The sequence below is a fragment of the Metabacillus litoralis genome (genome assembly GCF_007994985.1).
Taxonomy (GTDB): domain Bacteria; phylum Bacillota; class Bacilli; order Bacillales; family Bacillaceae; genus Metabacillus; species Metabacillus litoralis.
In genome coordinates this window covers 427,268-448,410 of the sequence record NZ_VOQF01000005.1, presented here as the reverse complement: position 1 = coordinate 448,410, position 21,143 = coordinate 427,268, and the positions used below count along the sequence as shown (strand labels likewise).

Here is a 21,143-nt window from a genome sequence, read left to right as displayed (position 1 = left end):
AAGTAATGCAATGTATCAAGTATAGTATTGTCTAGGTAAACAATTTATGTTGCATAGTTTTTTAATACCTTTGATAAGTCAATTCTATCACCTATGGTTGGTGGGCTAGGCTTTTGCAGGTACCTCTTATCTTCTTCTACCAATTTAAATAAGTTGTAAGTAGTCATTGCATCATCCAAAGCACAATGATGCTTTCCGGTCGCTTTTTTACCATAATCCTCGACAGCTTTCCATAAGCCAGTTTGATTACGATCTCCAAAGAATTTCTTATATTCCATTGATAAATCTCTATATTTTCCATTGAAAGGAAATTCTAAATTGTTCATTTGACAATTTTGACGAAGTACCTTCATATCCATGTTGCCCCAAGTGATTACTGTGACAGGTTGGGTATAATTATAGTTCTCTAATACCTTTATCAGCTCATTAAAGGTTATTCCATTATCAATTTTTTCCTGTGAGATTTGTAGAAATGTTTTACAACGTTCAGTTAGTTTTGGGAAGTTGTTCGGTCTAACAAATGAGGAGTATTGGTCTTGAATTATTTGGTTCACAACAGAAACAATTCCTACTTCAATAATTTCTGGGTAAAACCCTTTTGGATTAGCCTTTCCTTCTGGCATTGTGAATTCAAAGTCAATAAACAATAAATGATCTAGATCTGCCAACTTATCTGTCCCTCCCTTCTAAATATGATGAAAATTTTGTTTCTATTATTATATCATCGTAGCCAGAGAAAGAACTTAAATATTCAAAAAATAATGAAATACCCCTTGACTATTTTTATCTTTACACGACATTTATCTCTTAAAAATATATTCTTCACAATCTTAAATTAGGCTTAATTTCAAAGATTTTAACTTGTTTATTCAAACTAACCTGATGATGAATTGTTATACTGTCTCTATATCCAAAATATAACATGTATGGATGAAAAAAATTTCTGCTTCATTTTTAGATTAAATAGTACAATAGAAGTAGAAATTATTTATTTTAGAAAGAATGTGAAGAACATGAGAAATTTATTTGGATGGTTTTGTGTTCTTTTTATGGTACCTGTGTTCCTTTTATGCGGATTAGCTGCAGGCAAAGAATCAGAAGCTATAAAAGGATTAGGTACTGTATTAGATGAGAAGATACCAATAGACTCAGTGAAGTTGGCACAAAATAGTTATATATTTGATCGCGATGGCAGACTGATCTCAGAAATCACATCATTACAACAAAATCGAATTTTTACAAAATATGAAGATATTCCTGATCTGGTAAAAACCATATATATCTTATCTGAAGATCAACGTTTTTTTGAACATATTGGTTTTGATGCTGAAGGAATGTTAAGAGCTGTAATTGTTAATGCAAAAACACAATCTGTCGAGCAAGGAGCTAGTACAATTACTCAGCAGCTTGCAAGAAATGTGTATTTAACACACGAACAAACCTATAACCGTAAACTAAGTGAGCTTCTATATTCTTACCAAATAGAAAAGAACTTCACGAAAGAACAAATTCTTGAAGGCTATTTGAATGCAATTTATTTTAGTAATGGAACATATGGTATTGGAACAGCTTCTACCTATTACTTTAGTAAACAAATCCAAGAACTAAATACAGCGCAACTTGCATTCATAAGTGCTATTCCAAATAACCCGACGATGTATGATCCAATTAAAAACTTTGATGCAACTAAAGAACGACAAATAAGATTGCTTAACATGCTTCATAATAATGGAGTCATTTCTAAGGATGAGTTGGAGAATGCCATTGATTTTCCTATCAAGCTATCGATAAAGAAACGCACTGACACACAACCAGATTATGTAACATATGTTCATCATGAATTAAAGCAATTAATAACAGAAAAAGAGGGCTATTTACAAGAAACTAAAAAGGGAGAAAACAAAGATACAATTAATAAACAAATCGATGAAAAAGTTAACCAAATAGTAAGTAATGGTATTATTATTCATACTGCTTTAGACACAAATCTCCAGCATAAGCTCACTGACTCGATAACTAAGCATCTTCCCTTTGATGAAGTTCAAGGAGCTGCCGCTGTCATTGATCATCAAGCACATACGATCGTTGCGTTATCTGGTGGAAAGAATTATGAAAAATTTGATTTTAACAGAGCATATCAAGCATATCGACATCCTGGTTCTGCAATTAAGCCTCTGCTAGATTATGTGCCGTATATTGATCTTACAGGAGCAACAACAAAATCTAAAATAGACGCCAGTGAATTTTGTAAAAATGGATATTGTCCGAAGAACTATAGTGAACGAAACTATGGGATGGTTACATTAGAAACAGCATTAAAATACTCATATAATACTGCGGCTGTCCGAATGCTTGATTCAATTGGTATAGAAAAAGGATTTTCATATTTAGCTCCTTTCCAATTTAGTAAAGTAACGAAAGACGATTATAAACTTCCTGCTGCAATTGGAGGGTTTGATTACGGTGTTTCACCACTTGAGCTTACAAATGCATATACAACCTTTGGAAACAACGGATTGTATTATAAAAACCATGCAATTACGAAGATAACAGATTTAAATGGTAAAACTCTTTATCAATGGAAAGAAGAACCTGTTCGAGTTTGGAAAGAATCCACTAATAACCAAATGAAGTATTTGCTTACTTCTGTTGTCAAAAGTGGAACAGGACAAAAGGCGAATGTTTCTTCCAGTTATGTTGGTGGAAAAACAGGTACTTCAAATGATTATAAAGATCTTTGGTTTGCTGGATTAACTGACAGATACACAGCTGCTGTTTGGGTAGGGAAGGATGGACAGGGCAATGTTAGTTCTATCTATTCAAATAGTCCGCAAATGCTTATTTGGAAAGATATCATGAAATAGAAAAGAGAAATCTTACTGGAGGGCTTATAATGATTAAAGATATAGAAGGACCCATACTTTTATTTGATGGTGTTTGCAATCTTTGTAACCAAACAGTTCAGTTTATCATTCGTGCTGATAAGAAGGAACTATTTAAATTCACGTCACTGCAGTCTGCAACTGGGCAAAGCCTTCTTACAAAAGTGCAACTTCCAACAAGTCATTTCGACAGCATTGTCATGATAGACAATAATCAAGTGTACACAAAATCTACAGCTGCGTTAAAAGTATGCAAAAAACTCGGTGGGATATGGTTATTTTGTTATCCACTTATGTTAGTTCCCAAACCAATCCGTGATGCTTTCTATCAGATGATAGCAAAAAATCGTTATAAATGGTTTGGTAAAAGTAATCACTGTATGCTCCCTTCCCCAGAAATAAAAAAACGATTTTTATGATAAATCAATAAGAGGCTGAGACATAAGTATTTATGCTAATAATAAACCCGAATTATTAGGTGATATGTCAATTAAACATTCGCCTAATAGTTCGGGTTTTTACTTGCAGTCTTCAATGTTGTTTGATTTTGCATACTATTTTTAAGAACTAGTGTAATGGAGCGGAAGACATTTGACTCCTGCGGGTGCAGAGGAAAGGCTGAGACCCCACAGGCGCGCAGCTTACGAGGAGGCTTAGCTTCCTCCCCGGCGAATCTTATGTCTGCAGCGCAATGGAACGAACTTGTTTTTCAGCTTAACTGAATTTAGATTTATTCCTCTTTTTGTGGGACTTCTTTTATTATGTCCTAGCCTCTTTTTTGATTTTATCTTTTCTATTAAAAATAACGAATTACCAACACTGTATAAAATTTGATACATGTTTACACTGGTAAACTCGCCATTACACTATTGTACAATCTAAAGCTAATGTAAAGTGTGCCTAGAATAAAGATAAACCAAAATAATACATGAAATAACACTAAACCTATCAAAGAAGGTGAAGTGAGTGAAGCACTTATTTTATAAACGACATAAACAAAATACCAAAGTGTCGAAATGAGGAATAGACCCATAATAATTATTGGGTATTGTATAGATAGTAAAGACAAAGTTCCCCCAATAACATAAATAATCGAGCCTCCCCTTATCTTTGTAAGGTTTTCTCCTGCTACGTCCTTAGAAAAAAACAATAACGAGAGCTCAGTAACTGTATTTGCAATTAATTTTAATGCAGAAAAGATCATAAAGTAAATTAATGCAAAAATAATAAATAGTGCGAGCTTTATTCCATTGTTTGAAAAAAACTCAAGCATTCCTTCGTATATACCAAGCAGTTGTAAATAATCAATTGCAATCATTACGGTTGCTATTGATAACGATGTACTAAAAAGCAAAATTGTTATTAGTGGAAAATAACTAGTAAAGTATGTATTTTTCATGTTCATCGACCCTAACTATACAATTGAATTTCTCCATCATTATGAAGTAGAGTGTGGTATTTGACAAGAAATATATGACAAATTTTCGAAGCTTTAGCTTCTTTTGTATTAAGAGATGAATAATTTGGTATAATTTTACTAAGTTATCATAAAATTACTTTTTATGAAGCTACCTTATATTAAGGAGGAAAATGTATGAAAAGCCTATGTGCGTTTTTAATCACAATCTGTTTCACCCTTTTAATTTCTGTGAATATCATTCATGCAGAAAATGAAAGCGCTTCAAAAGAATTCAAAGCGAAATTAGAGGAAAAATTGCAAAATGAAGTAAATTATTACAATAAAAATTCAGTTTCATTTGAAAAGACATTAACGATGGATGGCAAAATATTTAAATTGATTTCCGCAGACGATCCAGAAACAGAGGAAAATGAAGAAAAAACGGAAGAATATGATTCAAATTTCACAATGGCTTTCGTTAAATATGAACAAAAAAGAGATTCACTATTTTATTTCGATAAATATGATTTATATTATTATGACAATGAGAAAAATGAATTTTTAATTCTGTCTAATATCGTTCAAAATGAAAAAGCTGAGCAATTTTTTAATAAGCAATCAGAAGGATTACACAAAGATATTCAAATACCTTCCCTTATTCTAGCGATGGTTATGCTTTCGATGCTATTCATTTTCCCAATTCTTATTATGACATTCCACAATAAATCTAAAGCTAAATCACACCTTTATCATACTAATAACAGCTCTATATCAGGGTAAATCAGCCGGGTTTTCCCGGTTTTTTTAATTTAGCTTCTCTTCATAATTTGCTGAACTTCTATGTTTCAGCAACCGCTTTTTTGGTTATTTAAGAACTACACGAACATACTCTCGAGGTCTAAACTTCTCAAAAACATTTATTTCCTCAATAGGTGTTTCTGTATCTGTTAACTCAATAATCGATTCTTCAAAAACAATTTGTTCAACATATTCTCTTCTTAACTTCTCATTTACAAACCATGCACTCGTAAAAAGGGACGAAAAAACACAACATGCGATAAAAACCTTCATTATATGCACAATATCACCTCAAGAATTATCATGCTCTGAGATGTTTAATAATATACAAGTAAGCAGAAATTTGTTATCATTTTTATGTTCATATGAACTTGAAATGATCATTTTTTGATATTATTTCATAGTAGTACAAAATCTGGAACATACTAAATAAGTAAAAGAGAAAGTATCATTTCTTATTATTTATACCCCAGATTAAAAACAATTCTTTTGTAATATTAATTCGTCAAAACTGTAAGGAGGTTCAAAGATGTCATTACTTCATGTGGCAATTTTATCACCATTTTTATTTGCCATACTTGTTCCATTTCTGTATAAATACTTTCGGAAAGTTCATACAGGGTGGTTCGTTCTAATTTTACCTGTTTTACTTTTTGCATACTTTACCCAGTTCATAAGCTCCAACATGAGGGGGGAAACAATTAAGCAAACTGCTAGTTGGATTCCATCCCTAGATATTAACTTTACTGCATACATAGATGGTTTGGGCTTGCTATTTGCCTTACTCATCACTGGAATCGGTGCCCTTGTTATCCTGTACTCGATCTATTATCTATCGAAGGAAAAAGAGCAGCTTAACACGTTTTATGTATACTTATTAATGTTCATGGGTGCCATGTTAGGCGTTGTTTTATCAGATAACTTAATTGTTCTTTATACGTTTTGGGAATTCACATCACTTTCTTCTTTCCTGTTAATTGGTTATTGGTACAAACGTGAAAAATCCAGGTACGGAGCACAAAAATCAATGCTCATCACGATTTTTGGTGGACTATTAATGCTCGGTGGATTTATCATGCTTTATATGATGACTAATACCTTTAGCATTAGAGAAATTATTGAAAAGGTTCCTGAGATATCACAGCATGAGTTATTCATTCCAGCATTAGTTCTAATCTTATTTGGTGCATTTACGAAGTCTGCACAATTTCCATTTTACATATGGCTTCCTGATGCAATGGAAGCTCCAACACCTGTTAGTGCTTATCTACATTCCGCTACTATGGTTAAAGCAGGAATCTATATTGTTGCACGCTTTAGTCCAGTATTTGCTGGTACTCCAGAGTGGTTTTGGATCGTATCTGCTTTTGGTATATTCACAATGTTCTGGGGTTCATTCAATGCAGTTAAGCAGACAGATCTAAAAAGTATTCTTGCTTTTTCAACAGTCAGTCAATTAGGAATGATTATGTCAATGCTTGGTGTAGGCTCGGCAGCACTAGCAATCGATTCAATTGACAATAGCGTATACACTGTCGCTACTCTTGCTGCAGTATTTCACTTAATCAATCATGCTACCTTTAAAGGAAGTTTATTTATGGTAGTGGGTATCGTCGATCATGAAACTGGTACACGAGATATACGTAAGCTAGGTGGATTAATGAGCTTTATGCCAATTACATTTACCATTTCCATTATAGGTGCCTTTGCAATGGCAGGTTTACCTCCATTTAACGGCTTCCTAAGTAAAGAAATGTTTTTTACTAGCATGATACGAATTATTGAGATGGATGTTTTTAATGTAGAAACTCTCGGGCTACTATTCCCGATCATCGCTTGGATAGGTAGTATATTTACATTTATTTATAGTATGGTACTTGTTTTCAAAACATTTACCGGTAAATATCAGCCTGAAAAGCTAGAGAAAAAGCCACATGAGGCCCCAATTGGAATGCTAATTTCACCGATTATTTTGGCATCACTTGTGATTATTTTCTTTTTCTTCCCTAACATCCTTGCTTATACAATTATTGAACCGGCAATGGCCTCAATAATTCCAGCGTTACTAGGTGATGAAAAGCATTTTCATGTTCATATATATGCATGGCATGGTTTTACGATTGAGTTATTTATGACAATCGGAGTCTTTGCATTAGGTGTTCTAGGCTATTTCTTCCTAAGAAAATGGCGTGGAGTTTATAAGCTAGTTCCAGAAAAGCTTGCATTAAATAAAGGCTATGATGCGGCATTATACACGTTAGACAAATCAACTTTTAAAATTACAAGATTTTATATGACAGGTTTTATTCGGGACTATTTAGCGATTATCTTTACGTTCTTTATCCTGATTTTAGGAACAACACTCATTTTGACTGATGGATTTTCTTTTTCTTTAGAAGGAACAGCACCAATTGGTATTTATGAAGCAGTTCTTGCAGTTGTTATGGTAATTGGTACGATAACTGTTCTTTTTGCAAAATCTAGATTAACAGCTATTATCGCGCTGGGCTCGGTAGGATATTCATTATCTCTCTTCTTCGTTGTGTTTCGTGCACCTGACTTAGCTTTAACACAATTACTTGTTGAGACAGTTTCTGTTGCTCTCTTTTTACTTTGCTTCTATCACCTACCAGAATTTAAGAAAAAAGAGAAAAAGCTTAATTTTAAACTGACAAATTTAATTATTTCTTTAGGTGTTGGAACAATTGTGACCTTAATTGCTTTGTCAGCAAACAGTCAACGTGTGTCAGAAACAATTTCTACTTATTTTATCGAAAACAGCTATAAACTTGCTGGCGGTAAAAATATGGTTAACGTCATCCTTGTTGACTTTAGAGGTTTTGATACATTGTTTGAAATCGCCGTATTAGGTATTGCTGGGTTAGGAATATATAGCATGATCCGCTTAAAGGTTAGAAAGGGGGAAGAAGGGTGAAAAAAACGCATGTAAAAACAAATGACGTTATTTTTCAACCAGTCACAAAGGTGGTAGCGTTTATTATTATTATTTACTCGTTACACCTCTTCTTTTCTGGTCATTACACACCTGGTGGTGGATTTATAGGTGGCTTGATGACTGCTGCAGCTTTTGTGCTGTTACTTCTAGCTTTTGATGTGAAAACGGTAGAAAAGACTTTAAATGTTGATTACATCAAAATGACTGCAACAGGTTTACTTATTGCAGTTCTTACTGGATTAGGTTCATTTTTCTATAATGTACCTTTCCTTACACAAACCTTTAGTTATGTAGATATCCCATTACTCGGGAAAACGGCATTGGCTACCGCGGTTTTATTTGATTTAGGAGTTTACCTTGTCGTGATCGGTGTCACAATGACCATTATTCAAACGATTGGAGAGACGGAATAATGGAAGTATTAATGTCTATTGTTGTTGGTATATTGTTTAGTGCTGCAGTTTACTTAATGTTATCTAAAAGCTTACTCAGGATTATTATTGGAACTGGTTTATTAAGTCATGGAGCTCATTTGCTCATCTTAACAATGGGCGGTCTAAAGACAGGTGCTGCTCCATTACTAGGAGAACATGCCAAAGTATATGTTGATCCACTTCCACAGGCTCTTATCTTAACGGCAATCGTTATAAGCTTTGGAGTGACATCATTTTTCCTCGTTCTTGCTTATCGCTCATATCAGGAACTTGGAACAGATGATATGGATCAACTAAGGGGAAATGATCAATATGAATAATTTAATTATCTTGCCAATCGTCATCCCTTTCTTAGCAGGGATTATCTTAATCTTTTTTAATAAAAATATAAAAGCACAAAAGCTAATAAGTGCGTTTGCTTCTCTTCTGGCAATTGTGGTTTCGGGAATTATTGTTCACACAGTTCATGTTAATGGTATTCAATCATTAGCTATAGGGAATTGGGAGGCTCCTTACGGGATCGTACTTGTAGCTGATATGTACGCAAGTTTACTTGTATTAACAACAAGTATTATTGGATTTACCGCATTACTTTTTGCCTTTTCTTCCATAACACCAGACAGGGAAAAATTTTATTTCTATCCTGTTGTGCAGTTTTTACTTTTAGGTGTGACTGGAGCGTTTTTAACAGGTGATATATTTAACTTGTTTGTTTTCTTTGAAGTTATGCTTATGTCTTCTTACATGTTGATTGTTTTAGGAAGCTCAAAAATTCAACTTCGAGAGTCGATAAAATATATTCTAGTTAATATTATCTCATCTGCATTATTTGTTATTGCCGTTGCTTATTTATACGCAGTAACAGGAACGCTTAATATGGCTGATTTAAGTGTAAAAATTGCCGATATGGGTCAAACAGGTTTACTCACTGTTATCGCGATCTTATTTTTAGTGATATTTGGTTTAAAGGGTGCTATTTTCCCATTATACTTCTGGTTACCTGGATCATATCAAGCTCCTCCAGCCGTTATCACTGCATTATTTGGAGCATTATTAACAAAGGTAGGAATTTACTCAATAACAAGAGTGTATACGTTGATTTTTTATCATGAACCATCTTATACACATCAAATTTTAGCTTGGTTAGCAGCATTAACAATTATCTTTGGCGTTATAGGTGCCATCGCCTATTGGGATATTAAGAAAATTATTATTTATAATATCATCACAGCTGTAGGTGTAATATTATTCGGAATTGCTGCAAATACACCAAATGCTGTTGAAGGCTCTATCTATTATTTAGTTCATGATATGATTGTTAAAGGAGCGTTATTTTTCTTAGTCGGTGCAATTATTGCGATCACAGGAACAAGTAATTTACGCAAATTTAGTGGATTAATTTCTAGTCACCCTTTACTAGGTTGGATGTTCTTTATTGCAACATTATCGCTCGCTGGAATTCCACCTCTTAGTGGATTTATCGGGAAACTTAAAATCATACAAGGTGGCTTTGAGGCAGAAGAATATACCATTTCATTTGTTGTTTTATTATCGAGCCTACTAGTTTTATATTCAGTTATGAAAATCTTTATAAATGGATTCTGGGGTGAATCATCAAACGATGAAGTCTATAAGGGTAAATCGGTTAAAGGCATGATTGCTCCAATAGCAATCCTACTAGTATTATCGATTGCATATGGTTTCGGTATCGAATCAATCTCACCTTATATTTCACAAGCTACAGATACTCTGCTTGATCCAACAATTTATATTCAAGCAGTATTGAAGGAGTAGTGCATATGGCATTTCAAATATTATTAAACTTTTTTCTAGCGTTTATATGGATGTTTCTCTCAAATGATTATTCCTCTTTAGCATTTTTCAAAGGCTTTTTCTTTGGAGGATTAATTATTTTCGCACTAAGAAGATTTTTTGAGCATCGCCTTTATTTCTACAATGTTATTGCGCTATTCAAGCTAATTTTCATCTTTCTTAGTGAATTAATCAAGTCTAATATTGCCGTCTTAAAGGTCATTTTATCTCCAAAATTAACGATGAAGCCAGGGATTTTCTCATTAGAAACAGAGCTAAAAAAAGACTGGGAAATTGCAATCTTAGCAAATTTAATCACGTTAACTCCTGGTACTCTTGTTATTGAGGTATCAGAAGATAACAAAACTCTTTTTATCCATGCCATGGATATTGGTGATGTTGAACAAGCAAAGCTTGATATTAAAAATACATTTGAAAAAGCAATCAAGGAGGTGAGCCGTTAATGTTTATGTTTATTATGACTTTATCTCTTGCGATTGTTGCAATATCAACTTTATTATTTGTTTATAGGTTGGTAAAGGGACCAACTACACCTGATAGAGTCATTGCATTAGATGCAATTGGTATTAACTTCATTGCTATGACGGCTATTATCTCGATTGTTCTAAATACAAGTGCTTTTGTTGAGGTTATCCTATTGTTAGGAATTTTAGCCTTTATTGGAACAGTTGCTTTCTCTAAATACCTAGAGAAGGGAGAAATTATCGAAAATGACCGAAATCAGTGAAATTATTGTTGGTTATCTTATTCTCCAGGGTGCATTACTAAGTTTAATTGCTGCTATCGGTGTGATTCGATTGCCTGATGTATATACACGTAACCACGCTGCATCAAAAAGTGCTACATTAGGTGTTATTAGTGTTCTTGTAGGGTTATTTATTTATTTCCTACTAGTTGATGAAATAGTAAATTCTAGAGTCCTACTAGGTATTGTATTCGTCTTTCTAACGGCTCCTGTTGCTGGACACTTAATTAGTCGTGCGGCATATAACACAGGTGTCCCATTATGGAAGGGTAGCTTGCAGGATGATTTGAAGAAATCTCGTCAAAAAGTAAAAAGTAATAATTAACTTAACTATTTTACTAGTATAGAAAAAGTCGTGAATTCCAGATCTGGAATTCACGACTTTTTCTCATTATTTTAACTTGGTTTATCTCTTTTTCAGTACTGCCATTGTACATCGTGATAAGCAAATCAACTCATCATTCTCATCTACTATTTTAATTTCCCAAACCATTGTTGTTTTTCCCATATGTGCTGGTATTGCATGAGCTGTTACGACTCCAGACTTTTTGCCACGAATATGATTGGCATTGATCTCCAGGCCTACACAAATCTCATTTTCTTGATCAATTAAAGCATATGCACCTATGCTTGCTACTGTTTCTGCAAGTGCCACAGAAGCTCCTCCATGCAATAATCCGAACGGCTGATGTGTTCGGTGATCTACTGGCATTGTAGCCACAACACCTTCAGAAGTAACCGAAATTATGTTTATACCTAAAGCTTCCATCAAAGTATTCTTAGCATTATAATCCAAAATAGTTCCTCCCTTCGAATTCACCTGTAAAACTATGTTCATTAAGAAGTCTTAATCTCTTAATATTCTTCATTTATGTTCATCTTCTTAATACGTATACAACAAATATAAAATAGATCAATAATAAAAGTAAGGTAGGTAACACTGCCATAATGTCCATTATAACCCCCTAGTTTCCCCTAGAATTACTTCCAGAAAAAAGGATATAAAAACAATCATATATGATGAACATCATGGCAGTGTTGAGAAAATGTTTATATTTTGTAAATTAACAAAAATCATTAACTAAAGTAGCTATTACTCAATAATTCCTTTTGCTTTTGCAATAAGAACAGCTTCAGTTCGGCTACTAACATCTAATTTCGTAAAAATAGACGTTAAGCTATATTCAATACTTCTCTTACTAAGATGAAGATGATCTGCAATTTCCTGATTAGTCAATCCTTTCTCAACTTCATGTAAAATGGCTTTTTCACGTTCATTAAATACTTGATCATATCCTTCAGCTTCTATAGGATTTGGTTTTCTTTCATCAAGTAAACCTTTAAAATACTGAAAAGGAATAACAATTTCTCCATTAATAACATGTCTAATATAATCTAATAGCTTTTCCTTTGACTCTGTCTTACTTACTGCTCCCAAAATACCTAATTGTAGTGCTTCCTCAAAATAATCTTCAACATCATAACCTGTATAGAGAATCACTTTACTAGTCGGATGAAGACTTAAGATTGTTGAAGATAACTCCATTCCGTTAATCTCACCTAAATTCAAATCCATTAAGATAACATCAAAGGGAGCAAAATCAAATTTTTTCATTTCTTCAACTGTATAAGGCGGATTCAAGCATTCTACTTGAACACTAGGTTCTGCTTCTAAAATTGCCTTTGTGCCTTCTCTTACTGCTGGATGATCATCTACTACTAAAATATGTATCATTTTTCCACCCTTTGTTCATTCTTTATATACGGCTCTTTTCTGAAAGAATGTTGCTATTTAACCAAAATATGCAGGAGAATCAGTATATTTTGGCGAAGAAAAGATGCAACTAGACTTGATACAATGCTGATTTCTTCGGGTATTTATAAGCAACAAAGTTTGCGAAAACAGCCTTATATATTGTTTACTACTTGTTTTACTTTCTTTCAATGTTAAACCATTATTTGAATATCTTAAAAAAGAGACCTGGCATATGCCAAGTCTATATTTCAACATCTATCTTTAAGCCTCTTCCTTCTGAGGTTTCAATCGTAATTGTTCCCTTTAGAGCCTTCACTCTTTCACTAATACCTGACAATCCCATACTTTCAGATTGGTCATTCATATTATTATATTTAAAGCCAATCCCATTATCTTCATAATGCAGGACAATTTTATCTTTGATACATACTAAAATAATTAACACACTAGATGCCTTTGAATGCTTTTGAGCATTTGTTAAAAGCTCCTGGATAATACGATAAATATTCAGCTGCGTATCAATATCCAAATTCATTGTGAAATTACCTGTATTTAATCGAATGTCAAAATCAACTGTTTCTTGATACTGCATCACTAGCTTATTAAGAGCTTTCACTAAGCCTAAATCATAAAGCAACTGTGGTCGTAATTCCTGACAAGTTTCTCTTGTTGTTTTGATGATTTTAGTCATATTGCTATTCATTTCCTGCAACTGATTTTTCAATTTATCAGAATCCACTTCTACCTCTGATAAAGCCATTTCACACTGTCTCTTTAACGAAACTAAATCCTGCAAAACTGAATCATGAAGATCTTTAGCTAAATTAGAACGCTGCTTCTCTTCAATAGAAAATAAAAGCTTCGTTAACCATCCAGGGTTTTGACCTTCAGTTTCAACCTTTTGCAAATGCTGCATAAGTTCATCAATTTTAAGGAAATTTTCCAAGGACACATTTGTATAAAAAGACAATGTTTTAAGCCAGGAAATTTCATCTCTAGTTAAAATAGGAGTATTTAATATTGATAAACAAAGCAGAACATAGCTTTTATCATCTGTTTCTCCAATATTTATAATAAATCCCTTATCAACTTCGATAATTTTCCCGATTTCAACCGATACCTTCTTAATTTCTTTCACATATGGACCATAATCTGAATTCTTTGCATTAGGATCAACAGCTGAGATATTTTTTTCCTTATCCACTTCTATAAAGTAAGCCTTACTAACAATAAGTACATCAGTAATTACCTGTTTAAGCTCAGAAACAACCTGTTCTAAAGTACTTGCCTTGCGGATACTTTGTGTATATTTAAATATACTATCCTGGTAATTATACTTCTCAGAAAACCGCTTAAGTCTGAAGCGATAGTCGAAGATTTCTTTGATGTAGAATACTGCTATGAGCACTATATAAATTATAATAGCTAGTTTTATTTGGTAAAAATTCGGATTACTTTCTTTTAAATTTAGCATTATTCCAACTATTATTAAACTTGGAATAATAGCCAATAAAGAATAATATCTAATTCTTCCAAGTAAGAACTCAATATCATAAATTTTAGTGGCTAAAAATTGATATACCAATGAAAAGGGAATCAACAACAGAAAGACCGCTAAAAATGTAGGTGGAAAAACATACTTCTTAAATATCAGAAATGGTATTACATAAAATAATAAAAAAGGTGAAAAGGAAAGAATATTTGTGACAATCAAAATCTTTACTATATACGATTGTTCAGAGTACTTTATCTTTTTCAATCCGAATATTTTCAGTAAAAAAGTTAGCACGAGTAGGATAAAGAAGGAAATTAAATTTATAGTTCTATTATATTGAAAACTAAATAGAAAATAATATTGAGCTATTTCTGCAATAACATTAAGTCCTACTAATACATAACCAAATTTAACAAAATGGAAGTTAAATAATTTTTTACCTAATTCAATAAAATATTGGTACAAAAAATGCATATAACTAACAGGCACCAAAAGGAACAAACATAAATTAACGTATCTGCTAATTTCATCACCTTTTGAAGAACCAGTAGCACTAATATATGCCATTGAGATAATTAGTAAAAAAACATTTAATAAATTTGCAGATTTTAAATTAATACTTTTATTAGATTTATAAATATAAAAACTACAAAACAAACATAAAAATAAAACGGTAAAAGGTATAATAATAATTAATAAACTTTGTGCATTAAAATTAGGTGAACTAGAAAAAGTATATTCTTTCTCTAGTCCACCTCTTTCAAGAGTGAAAGATTCAACCTGTTCTAATACATGTTTATTCAATAAAGGTTTATGTTTTAGTGGATCTGAGCCATTAACCTCAATAAGAACATCACCAATTTTTATTCCCACTTTTTCAGCCCAAGATTTCGGCTCTATATAAGTTATTATTATTTTATCTTCTTCGCTTATTTCTACACTTGCACCGACATAAGGGTAATTAATATTTAAAAATGTCATGTATATAGAGAGTATAATACTTAATACTACAAATAATTGGTAAGTTTTATTGAAGTTACTTCGCATTACTAACACCTTTCAAGAATAATTACGCCCAGAAAAGATTCTTCAAAGTCCCAGAGCCAACAATACCTTCAACTAACCCTAATACATCCTCAATATCAACACCAAGTAAGCTAGCTTGTCCATTAACTACTTTCTCTAATACTTCTGGATTTTCAATTAAAAAGTTTACGATTTCCTGCATGAATGATCTCTCCCTATTATTATGTTTTTTTATTGATTAAAATTGATTTAACAAACTCTTTATGTTCACTATTTATATTTAAATTGTCTATCATTCTTGAAGCTCTGTTTATAGCAATTTGCTTTACTACATTTAGATATTGCATGACTCCTGAATCTAAAAGCTTTTGCTTATAGTTTTCTATGCTTCCAAACTGCTCTTTAATGTCTAATCCACTTTGATAAAATTTGAGCAAATCGTTTGCATGTTCATTATAATTTCTTTGTAAATAAAGAACTGCTAAAGATTTTTTTTGATTTTTCATATCATTCTTCAATGGATTAAATAAATCTCTAAAGTCATTATCTGTTTGTGCAGCTATGCCAATTTGGTATGCATACTCTTCAACTAATTTGTCATTTTCTCCTGCCAATTGCATTCCACATACTGATGCTAGAGCAATAAGTGATCCTGATTTTAACTTCATCATTTGTAAACAATCTTCTTCAGAAGCAATGTTATCTTCCAAATCGTCATGTTGTCCTTCCATAGCCTGTATGGAGTATTTTAGAAGCGATGCAAGGATTTGATGCTTAAATGGTGAAGAAAGTGATAATACTGTTTGCTGACTTAGCGTATACAGTACTGTTGCAGCGTTCAAGGCTATTGAATGATCAATCTTCATCCAAGGCTCTTCTGTATTGTCTAAATCTTCTAGATCATCAAAAATATCAAATGATAATACCAAAAGTTCAACAGCTGCTGCTAAATTCAGAAGTTCTGGATCTTTCCTATCAAATATTTGGTGATGTAAAATAGTAAGGTTAGCAAAATTCATTTCTTCTTTATTTGTAAGGAAAGAAAATATAAAACTTTTAAGTCCATCATTTTGTAGCTGAGTAGTAATTAAATTCAACATCGTTTCTTTAATACGATTGGACTCAATATTTTCTATACCACCCACCCCTTTTGCTATATATTACTATATTACTAATTAGTTTAGTAGCAAAAGTATATTCTTACAACTAATCTATTATATTTTCACCCAATTCACCAATATATGTCAATGTTAATTTTAAGAAAAACACAAGCCCTTGGTCTAGCGATTGCACTAGACACCAAAACTACGTAAAAAGGTCATAAGCTATTAACCTTATTAAAAAAAACTTAGCAGGAGCTAAGTTCTTTAAGATACATTTAGAAATGCATATTTATCATATTTATCAATACTTTCATTTATAGATAGAAGTGATTGCTTCGTTTCTTTTAATTCTTGCTCGATTTGTAGTAGCAGCTTTGTCATTTCTTCAATTTTTTGCTGATCCACTTTTCACCCTCCTTAAATGTTGGTAAGCGCGAATGCAGGGCCAACTTTCATGTTAATTGATTATAGTTAAATACTACGCTATATCAGGACAATTTTCACCGAAAATAAATCGTAATACTCAATGCGTGATACCGCAACAGAAACGCAATAGTCCAAAATATATATTTTCGATGTACAAAGAATTGCCTTTATGTGAGAATTTGGAAAACACTATGACTTTTAAAGGATACGTTTTTCTACCTGTCTTTTTGAGGGGAGTTAACGATAAATAAGTAATCTAAATAAAAAGAAGAGAGACTAAACCTATTCGTTTTAGTCTCTCTTCAACCACCTAGACTGAAAAAACATTTTCATTAAATATACTTTGTGCTTTTGATACTGCTAATTTGATTAACTCTGATTTCTGTTCTAAAGGTCCATAATACTCTAAGGTGTAATCCTCTATTCCTGTTTTAGAAAATAAGCATTCCATTTTCACTTCGCAATTATTCTGCAACACCGAAAATACTGCAACCATTTTATCATCTAATACAAAAAAAGTTGGTTGCCCTCCCATAGAGTGAAGACCTCCTTTAGTTTAACAACTCGAAGTTTGAACAAGGAAGTTTAATTATCTTTAATAATTCTATAAAATTTACTGTATTCCTTTTTTATTTTACATTCAAATTGACAGTTATCAATTCTCATCAAATTCCATTAAATGTGTAGCCCAATCTATCGCGGTAACATAATATCTATTAATCTCTTCTTTAGATAATTCTATACCTTCTAACTCCCAATTAGCTTGTTCAATTTGTAGTGCCCACGACAACACTTTGTTAAGATTATTATCTTTGCCAAGAAGTGCATCTTGGATTTCTTCTGATAATGGCAATTCACTTAATACTTCATTTAGATCTCTATGTAGCAATGTATCTATTAAAGAAAAAAGGCCTGTTAGCATATACGGTGCTGACATCCTGTTACCAGTCTTTACAGCTAGTAGCTCACATAATTTTGCGCGGACTAAGGACATTTTGATAACTTCATCCATTTTTGAGTCTTTTACATTTTTTATATTTTTTAAAGAAAGAACATAAATCCATTTTTTTAACTCGTTTAATCCTAACAATACTATAGCTTGTTTAATCGACTTGATCTTATTTATCGGGCGAAACGCTGGTGAATTAATAAGTTTTAACAACTTATACGATAAAGAAATATCATGCTCTATATCAGAAGATATTATATCAATATTAGGATCTGTTTTTGATATTTCAGCTAAAATATGATAATACGTTTTTAAGTGCATCGGTACATCATGGCTTGAAATAATGATCGGCTTGCTAAAGAAGTACCCTTGAAACAAGGTGTAGCCGATTTTTTTTGCAAAAATGAAATCATCTCTAGTTTCTACTTTTTCAGCTAATAATTGTATATTTAATGAACGATATTTATTTACAATTGACAAAATCTCATTTCTTGATGATTGCATAAAATCAACTTTTATTATATCAATATATTTCAAAAGTGAAGGTAACAGTTTAGCAGATTCCTGAACTTTAAAATCATCTAAAGCAATGGTATAACCCAATTGCTTTAATTCTTTGCATACTAAAACTAACTCTTCATTTATCTCAACGTTTTCCAGAATTTCAACAACAATTGAGCTAGGATTAAAGAAGGTAGGAAGCTTGGACTTTAATAATGCTCCTGTAAAATTAATAAAGCACTTCTTCCCCTCAGATAAATCCTGCATCCCAATATTTAAAAAACTATTAATAATTACCTCTGTAGTAGCTCTATCACCATCAATGTTTGGAAAAACATTTTCATTGCTTCCTCTATATAAAAGTTCATAAGCTATAACGTCTTCATTACTATTTAATATCGGTTGTCTGGCAACAAACACTTCCATCTATTTGACCCCCAAAAATATGAATCATATTTTCATCCTTCACCTATTCTACTATATATTTCACAATAATTTACTAAAATTAGAAATATATTCACTTTTATAGGTAAAAAACCCTAATATAGGAAGGTGTCTTTTAGATTATCCGCTCTTAAAAATGATTAAACAATCTTATTGTAAGTTTAAGCCAGCCAAAAAAAGAAAGCCATAATGGAATACTTAATAATGATGCCCATAACATACCTTTAAAAAAGTTCTCTTCGTACATCATTTATCACACCTTTCGAATAAAAACGCATTAATTATTCTTGCCTTGGTGAATAAAATTAAACAAAAAGAAAACGCTTCCAATATATTTTTCAAAAATTCACTCTAACAAGATTGCTCATAATAAGAACTGAACATATCTAATTACTTAAAATTATTCCGTACTGCTTATCAAAATTCCTCTTTCTTTCGTTCATCAATTTCATACAATATTTTCAAGGAATCTATGCTCTGCACACACTTTTCCATGAAAAGCCATATATTATGTATGTATTCAGTTGGTAAGGAGTTGTTTAAATTGCCTGCAATTAATGGTGAACAGTACTTAGCCAGAATGAGAAAATTGAAACCAAATATTTGGATCAAAGGACAAAAAATCACAGAGGATATTTGTGAACACCCTGTTTATAAAGGAGCATTACACACAAAGGCCTCCTTATACGATCTACAAGTTAAGCCTGATTTAATTGATAAAATGACCTATAAATCTCCTAAAACAGATAACCGCGTAGGACTTTCTTTTTTACAACCAAAAACAAAAGAAGACTTAGAAGCAAGAAGGCATATGATAAAAACCTGGGCTTTTGAAACATCTGGAATGATGGGGAGAACTCCCGATTATTTAAATACAGTTATTATGACTTTAACAGCTTCAGCAAGCATCTTATCTGATCAAGATGAACAGTTTACTCAAAATTTAATAAACCTTTATGAAAGAGCTCGTGAACATGATCTCTCCTTCACACATAGCTTTATCAATCCTCAAATAAATCGTTCCGTTACCTATGAAGAATCATCCAATCAACCTATAGCTGCAAGAATAATCAAGAAAAATAATGACGGTGTGTTTATTAAGGGAGCTAGACTTTTAGCAACACAGGGTGGTATGACTGACGAAATCATTCTGTTTCCTTCGGGAGGCAAGCTTAATGATGATGAGCAATCATTTTGTGTTAGTATCCCAAGCAATGCTGATGGTGTAAAGTTTTTATGCCGCGAATCCTTTTGGGAAGGAGAATCTAGTTTTAATTACCCGCTTTCATCTCGCTTCCACGAGATGGATACAATGCTTATTTTCGACAATGTATTCGTTCCATGGGAGAATGTTTATTTTTATCATCGCCAAGATATTGCTATGAAGCTATTTTCTCGTAGTAGTTTTACAGCTCACACATTACATCAAGTTGTTATTCGTCAAATAACAAAAGCTGAATTTATTCTAGGAATTGCACAATCGATGGTAAAACTATTAAATTTATCAGAATTTCAACATATTCACGAAAAAATTAGTGAAATGATTATAGGTTTAGAATCCATGAAGGCCTTATTAGATCGTGCTGAGCTTTTAGCTGCTGAAGATGAATGGGGTACTATGGTACCACATGCTGATTCCTTATTTGTAGCAGTCAATATATTCCCAAAGCTATATCCTCGCATGATTGAAATTTTACAATTAATTGGTGCTGGAGGCTTAGTTTCGATTCCATCCCAAGAGGATTTTGAGTCATGCTTGTTCAATGATCTTGAGCTTTATTATCAAGGAACAGCTTGTGAAGCTGTAACGAAAACTAAAATTTTAAGATTAGTATGGGATTTAACGATGAGCAGCTTTGGAACAAGGCAAACTCAATATGAGCGGTACTTTTTCGGTGATCCTGTTCGATTAGCTACAAAATTATACAATGGATATCCTCGTGATGAATATATCAATCATGTGTATAATTTTTTAAATATCGAGTCTGAATAATTAACGGTAGAGGGTAACAGATCGTAACTGGTTTTTTGGAGGCAGGCTGCTAAAATACTATCTCTTTATGCTCTGTCAGAGGCATAAAGAGATGCTTTGGTTTAAGCTGTATCCTGTTACATCTCTCCAACCCATTGGACTATTTTATTCATTAATTCTACTGCTGGTGATTTCTCGATTTTCTTCAATAAAGAATTGCACAATCGATCTTTTAATACCCTTCTATCTTCTTCATAAGGTATAAGAGTAGACCATTCTAATTGGGGGATGGCAATCATGCTATACTCCTGTTGTTTATTTTCATAAATATAAACATTTGTTATTAATTCATTATCACTATGTACATTTGCTTTTCTGATCTTCACTTTATTTACCCTCATTTCCTATGTTAAAAAATCCGAAG

Annotated in this window: 23 protein-coding genes; 11 read left to right on the top strand and 12 right to left on the bottom strand. The window is 32.4% G+C overall.

The genetic code is table 11. The annotated features are described in order from the left end of the window. Positions 1-44: 44 nt before the first annotated feature. On the bottom strand, positions 45-623 hold the full coding sequence (kapD, locus tag FS935_RS10225; RefSeq protein WP_146948447.1) for a 3'-5' exonuclease KapD: 579 nt from the start codon (positions 621-623) through the stop codon (positions 45-47). Positions 624-1,013: 390 nt separating this feature from the next. Between kapD and FS935_RS10220 the strand changes: the two genes are divergently transcribed. Both FS935_RS10220 and FS935_RS10215 read left to right on the top strand, forming a co-directional pair. Then, positions 1,014-2,864, top strand: coding sequence for a transglycosylase domain-containing protein (locus FS935_RS10220; protein ID WP_146948177.1), 1,851 nt, complete (start codon positions 1,014-1,016; stop codon positions 2,862-2,864). Positions 2,865-2,890: 26 nt separating this feature from the next. Then, a complete protein-coding gene (locus FS935_RS10215) occupies positions 2,891-3,301 on the top strand; it encodes a thiol-disulfide oxidoreductase DCC family protein (RefSeq protein ID WP_439116637.1) in 411 nt (136 codons plus the stop codon). A 422-nt stretch (positions 3,302-3,723) separates the two neighbouring features. On the opposite strand, the gene FS935_RS10210 is transcribed toward FS935_RS10215, so the two are convergent. Then, positions 3,724-4,281, bottom strand: coding sequence for a DUF5366 family protein (locus FS935_RS10210; RefSeq protein WP_146948173.1), 558 nt, complete (start codon positions 4,279-4,281; stop codon positions 3,724-3,726). A gap of 195 nt (positions 4,282-4,476) precedes the next feature. Between FS935_RS10210 and FS935_RS10205 the strand changes: the two genes are divergently transcribed. Further along, entirely contained in the window at positions 4,477-5,061 is a 585-nt protein-coding gene (locus FS935_RS10205; protein WP_146948163.1) for a hypothetical protein, read from the top strand. Positions 5,062-5,145: 84 nt separating this feature from the next. On the opposite strand, the gene FS935_RS10200 is transcribed toward FS935_RS10205, so the two are convergent. Next, positions 5,146-5,361, bottom strand: coding sequence for a hypothetical protein (locus FS935_RS10200; protein ID WP_146948161.1), 216 nt, complete (start codon positions 5,359-5,361; stop codon positions 5,146-5,148). 247 nt (positions 5,362-5,608) lie between these two features. Between FS935_RS10200 and FS935_RS10195 the strand changes: the two genes are divergently transcribed. The 7 genes from FS935_RS10195 to mnhG are packed head-to-tail and all read left to right on the top strand — an operon-like array spanning position 5,609 to position 11,372. Then, positions 5,609-8,014 (top strand): Na+/H+ antiporter subunit A, encoded by a 2,406-nt coding sequence (locus tag FS935_RS10195; RefSeq protein WP_146948159.1) that lies wholly within the window; start codon positions 5,609-5,611, stop codon positions 8,012-8,014. Next, positions 8,011-8,448 (top strand): Na(+)/H(+) antiporter subunit B, encoded by a 438-nt coding sequence (locus tag FS935_RS10190; protein WP_146948157.1) that lies wholly within the window; start codon positions 8,011-8,013, stop codon positions 8,446-8,448. Before FS935_RS10195 ends, FS935_RS10190 begins: the two co-directional genes overlap by 4 nt. Continuing rightward, the gene (locus FS935_RS10185) at positions 8,448-8,789 is read left to right on the top strand and encodes a Na(+)/H(+) antiporter subunit C (RefSeq protein WP_146948155.1); all 342 of its coding nucleotides are present in this window, start codon (positions 8,448-8,450) and stop codon (positions 8,787-8,789) included. The genes FS935_RS10190 and FS935_RS10185 overlap by 1 nt, the downstream gene beginning before the upstream one ends. Further along, positions 8,782-10,263, top strand: coding sequence for a Na+/H+ antiporter subunit D (locus FS935_RS10180; RefSeq protein WP_146948153.1), 1,482 nt, complete (start codon positions 8,782-8,784; stop codon positions 10,261-10,263). The genes FS935_RS10185 and FS935_RS10180 overlap by 8 nt, the downstream gene beginning before the upstream one ends. A 5-nt stretch (positions 10,264-10,268) precedes the next feature. Continuing rightward, the gene (locus FS935_RS10175; RefSeq protein ID WP_146948151.1) at positions 10,269-10,745 is read left to right on the top strand and encodes a Na+/H+ antiporter subunit E; all 477 of its coding nucleotides are present in this window, start codon (positions 10,269-10,271) and stop codon (positions 10,743-10,745) included. Next, entirely contained in the window at positions 10,745-11,029 is a 285-nt protein-coding gene (locus tag FS935_RS10170; RefSeq protein WP_146948149.1) for a Na(+)/H(+) antiporter subunit F1, read from the top strand. The genes FS935_RS10175 and FS935_RS10170 overlap by 1 nt, the downstream gene beginning before the upstream one ends. Next, on the top strand, positions 11,013-11,372 hold the full coding sequence (gene mnhG / locus FS935_RS10165) for a monovalent cation/H(+) antiporter subunit G (RefSeq protein ID WP_146948147.1): 360 nt from the start codon (positions 11,013-11,015) through the stop codon (positions 11,370-11,372). The genes FS935_RS10170 and mnhG overlap by 17 nt, the downstream gene beginning before the upstream one ends. Positions 11,373-11,453: 81 nt before the next feature. Here mnhG and FS935_RS10160 read toward each other — a convergent pair whose 3' ends face one another. From FS935_RS10160 to FS935_RS10125, 8 genes are all read right to left on the bottom strand, one after another. Continuing rightward, the gene (locus FS935_RS10160) at positions 11,454-11,816 is read right to left on the bottom strand and encodes a hotdog fold thioesterase (protein ID WP_240050882.1); all 363 of its coding nucleotides are present in this window, start codon (positions 11,814-11,816) and stop codon (positions 11,454-11,456) included. A gap of 324 nt (positions 11,817-12,140) precedes the next feature. After that, the gene (locus FS935_RS10155) at positions 12,141-12,782 is read right to left on the bottom strand and encodes a response regulator transcription factor (protein WP_146948143.1); all 642 of its coding nucleotides are present in this window, start codon (positions 12,780-12,782) and stop codon (positions 12,141-12,143) included. A 262-nt stretch (positions 12,783-13,044) separates the two neighbouring features. Then, complete coding sequence (locus FS935_RS10150) at positions 13,045-15,345, bottom strand: histidine kinase (protein WP_146948141.1); 2,301 nt, start codon at positions 15,343-15,345, stop codon at positions 13,045-13,047. Positions 15,346-15,367: 22 nt separating this feature from the next. Next, complete coding sequence (gene comX, locus FS935_RS10145; RefSeq protein ID WP_146948139.1) at positions 15,368-15,526, bottom strand: competence pheromone ComX; 159 nt, start codon at positions 15,524-15,526, stop codon at positions 15,368-15,370. 19 nt (positions 15,527-15,545) lie between these two features. After that, entirely contained in the window at positions 15,546-16,469 is a 924-nt protein-coding gene (locus FS935_RS10140) for a polyprenyl synthetase family protein (RefSeq protein ID WP_146948137.1), read from the bottom strand. Positions 16,470-16,691: 222 nt separating this feature from the next. Then, on the bottom strand, positions 16,692-16,832 hold the full coding sequence (locus tag FS935_RS10135; RefSeq protein WP_146948135.1) for a DegQ family regulator: 141 nt from the start codon (positions 16,830-16,832) through the stop codon (positions 16,692-16,694). A gap of 331 nt (positions 16,833-17,163) precedes the next feature. Then, positions 17,164-17,388, bottom strand: coding sequence for a hypothetical protein (locus FS935_RS10130; RefSeq protein WP_146948134.1), 225 nt, complete (start codon positions 17,386-17,388; stop codon positions 17,164-17,166). A 120-nt stretch (positions 17,389-17,508) separates the two neighbouring features. Next, the gene (locus FS935_RS10125; protein ID WP_146948132.1) at positions 17,509-18,729 is read right to left on the bottom strand and encodes an EAL and HDOD domain-containing protein; all 1,221 of its coding nucleotides are present in this window, start codon (positions 18,727-18,729) and stop codon (positions 17,509-17,511) included. Positions 18,730-19,291: 562 nt separating this feature from the next. On the opposite strand from FS935_RS10125, the gene hpaB reads away from it, so the two are divergent. Beyond that, a complete protein-coding gene (gene hpaB / locus FS935_RS10120; RefSeq protein ID WP_146948130.1) occupies positions 19,292-20,740 on the top strand; it encodes a 4-hydroxyphenylacetate 3-monooxygenase, oxygenase component in 1,449 nt (482 codons plus the stop codon). A 116-nt stretch (positions 20,741-20,856) separates the two neighbouring features. Here hpaB and FS935_RS10115 read toward each other — a convergent pair whose 3' ends face one another. Next, positions 20,857-21,105, bottom strand: coding sequence for a YueH family protein (locus tag FS935_RS10115; RefSeq protein ID WP_146948129.1), 249 nt, complete (start codon positions 21,103-21,105; stop codon positions 20,857-20,859). Between the last annotated feature and the right edge of the window lie 38 nt (positions 21,106-21,143).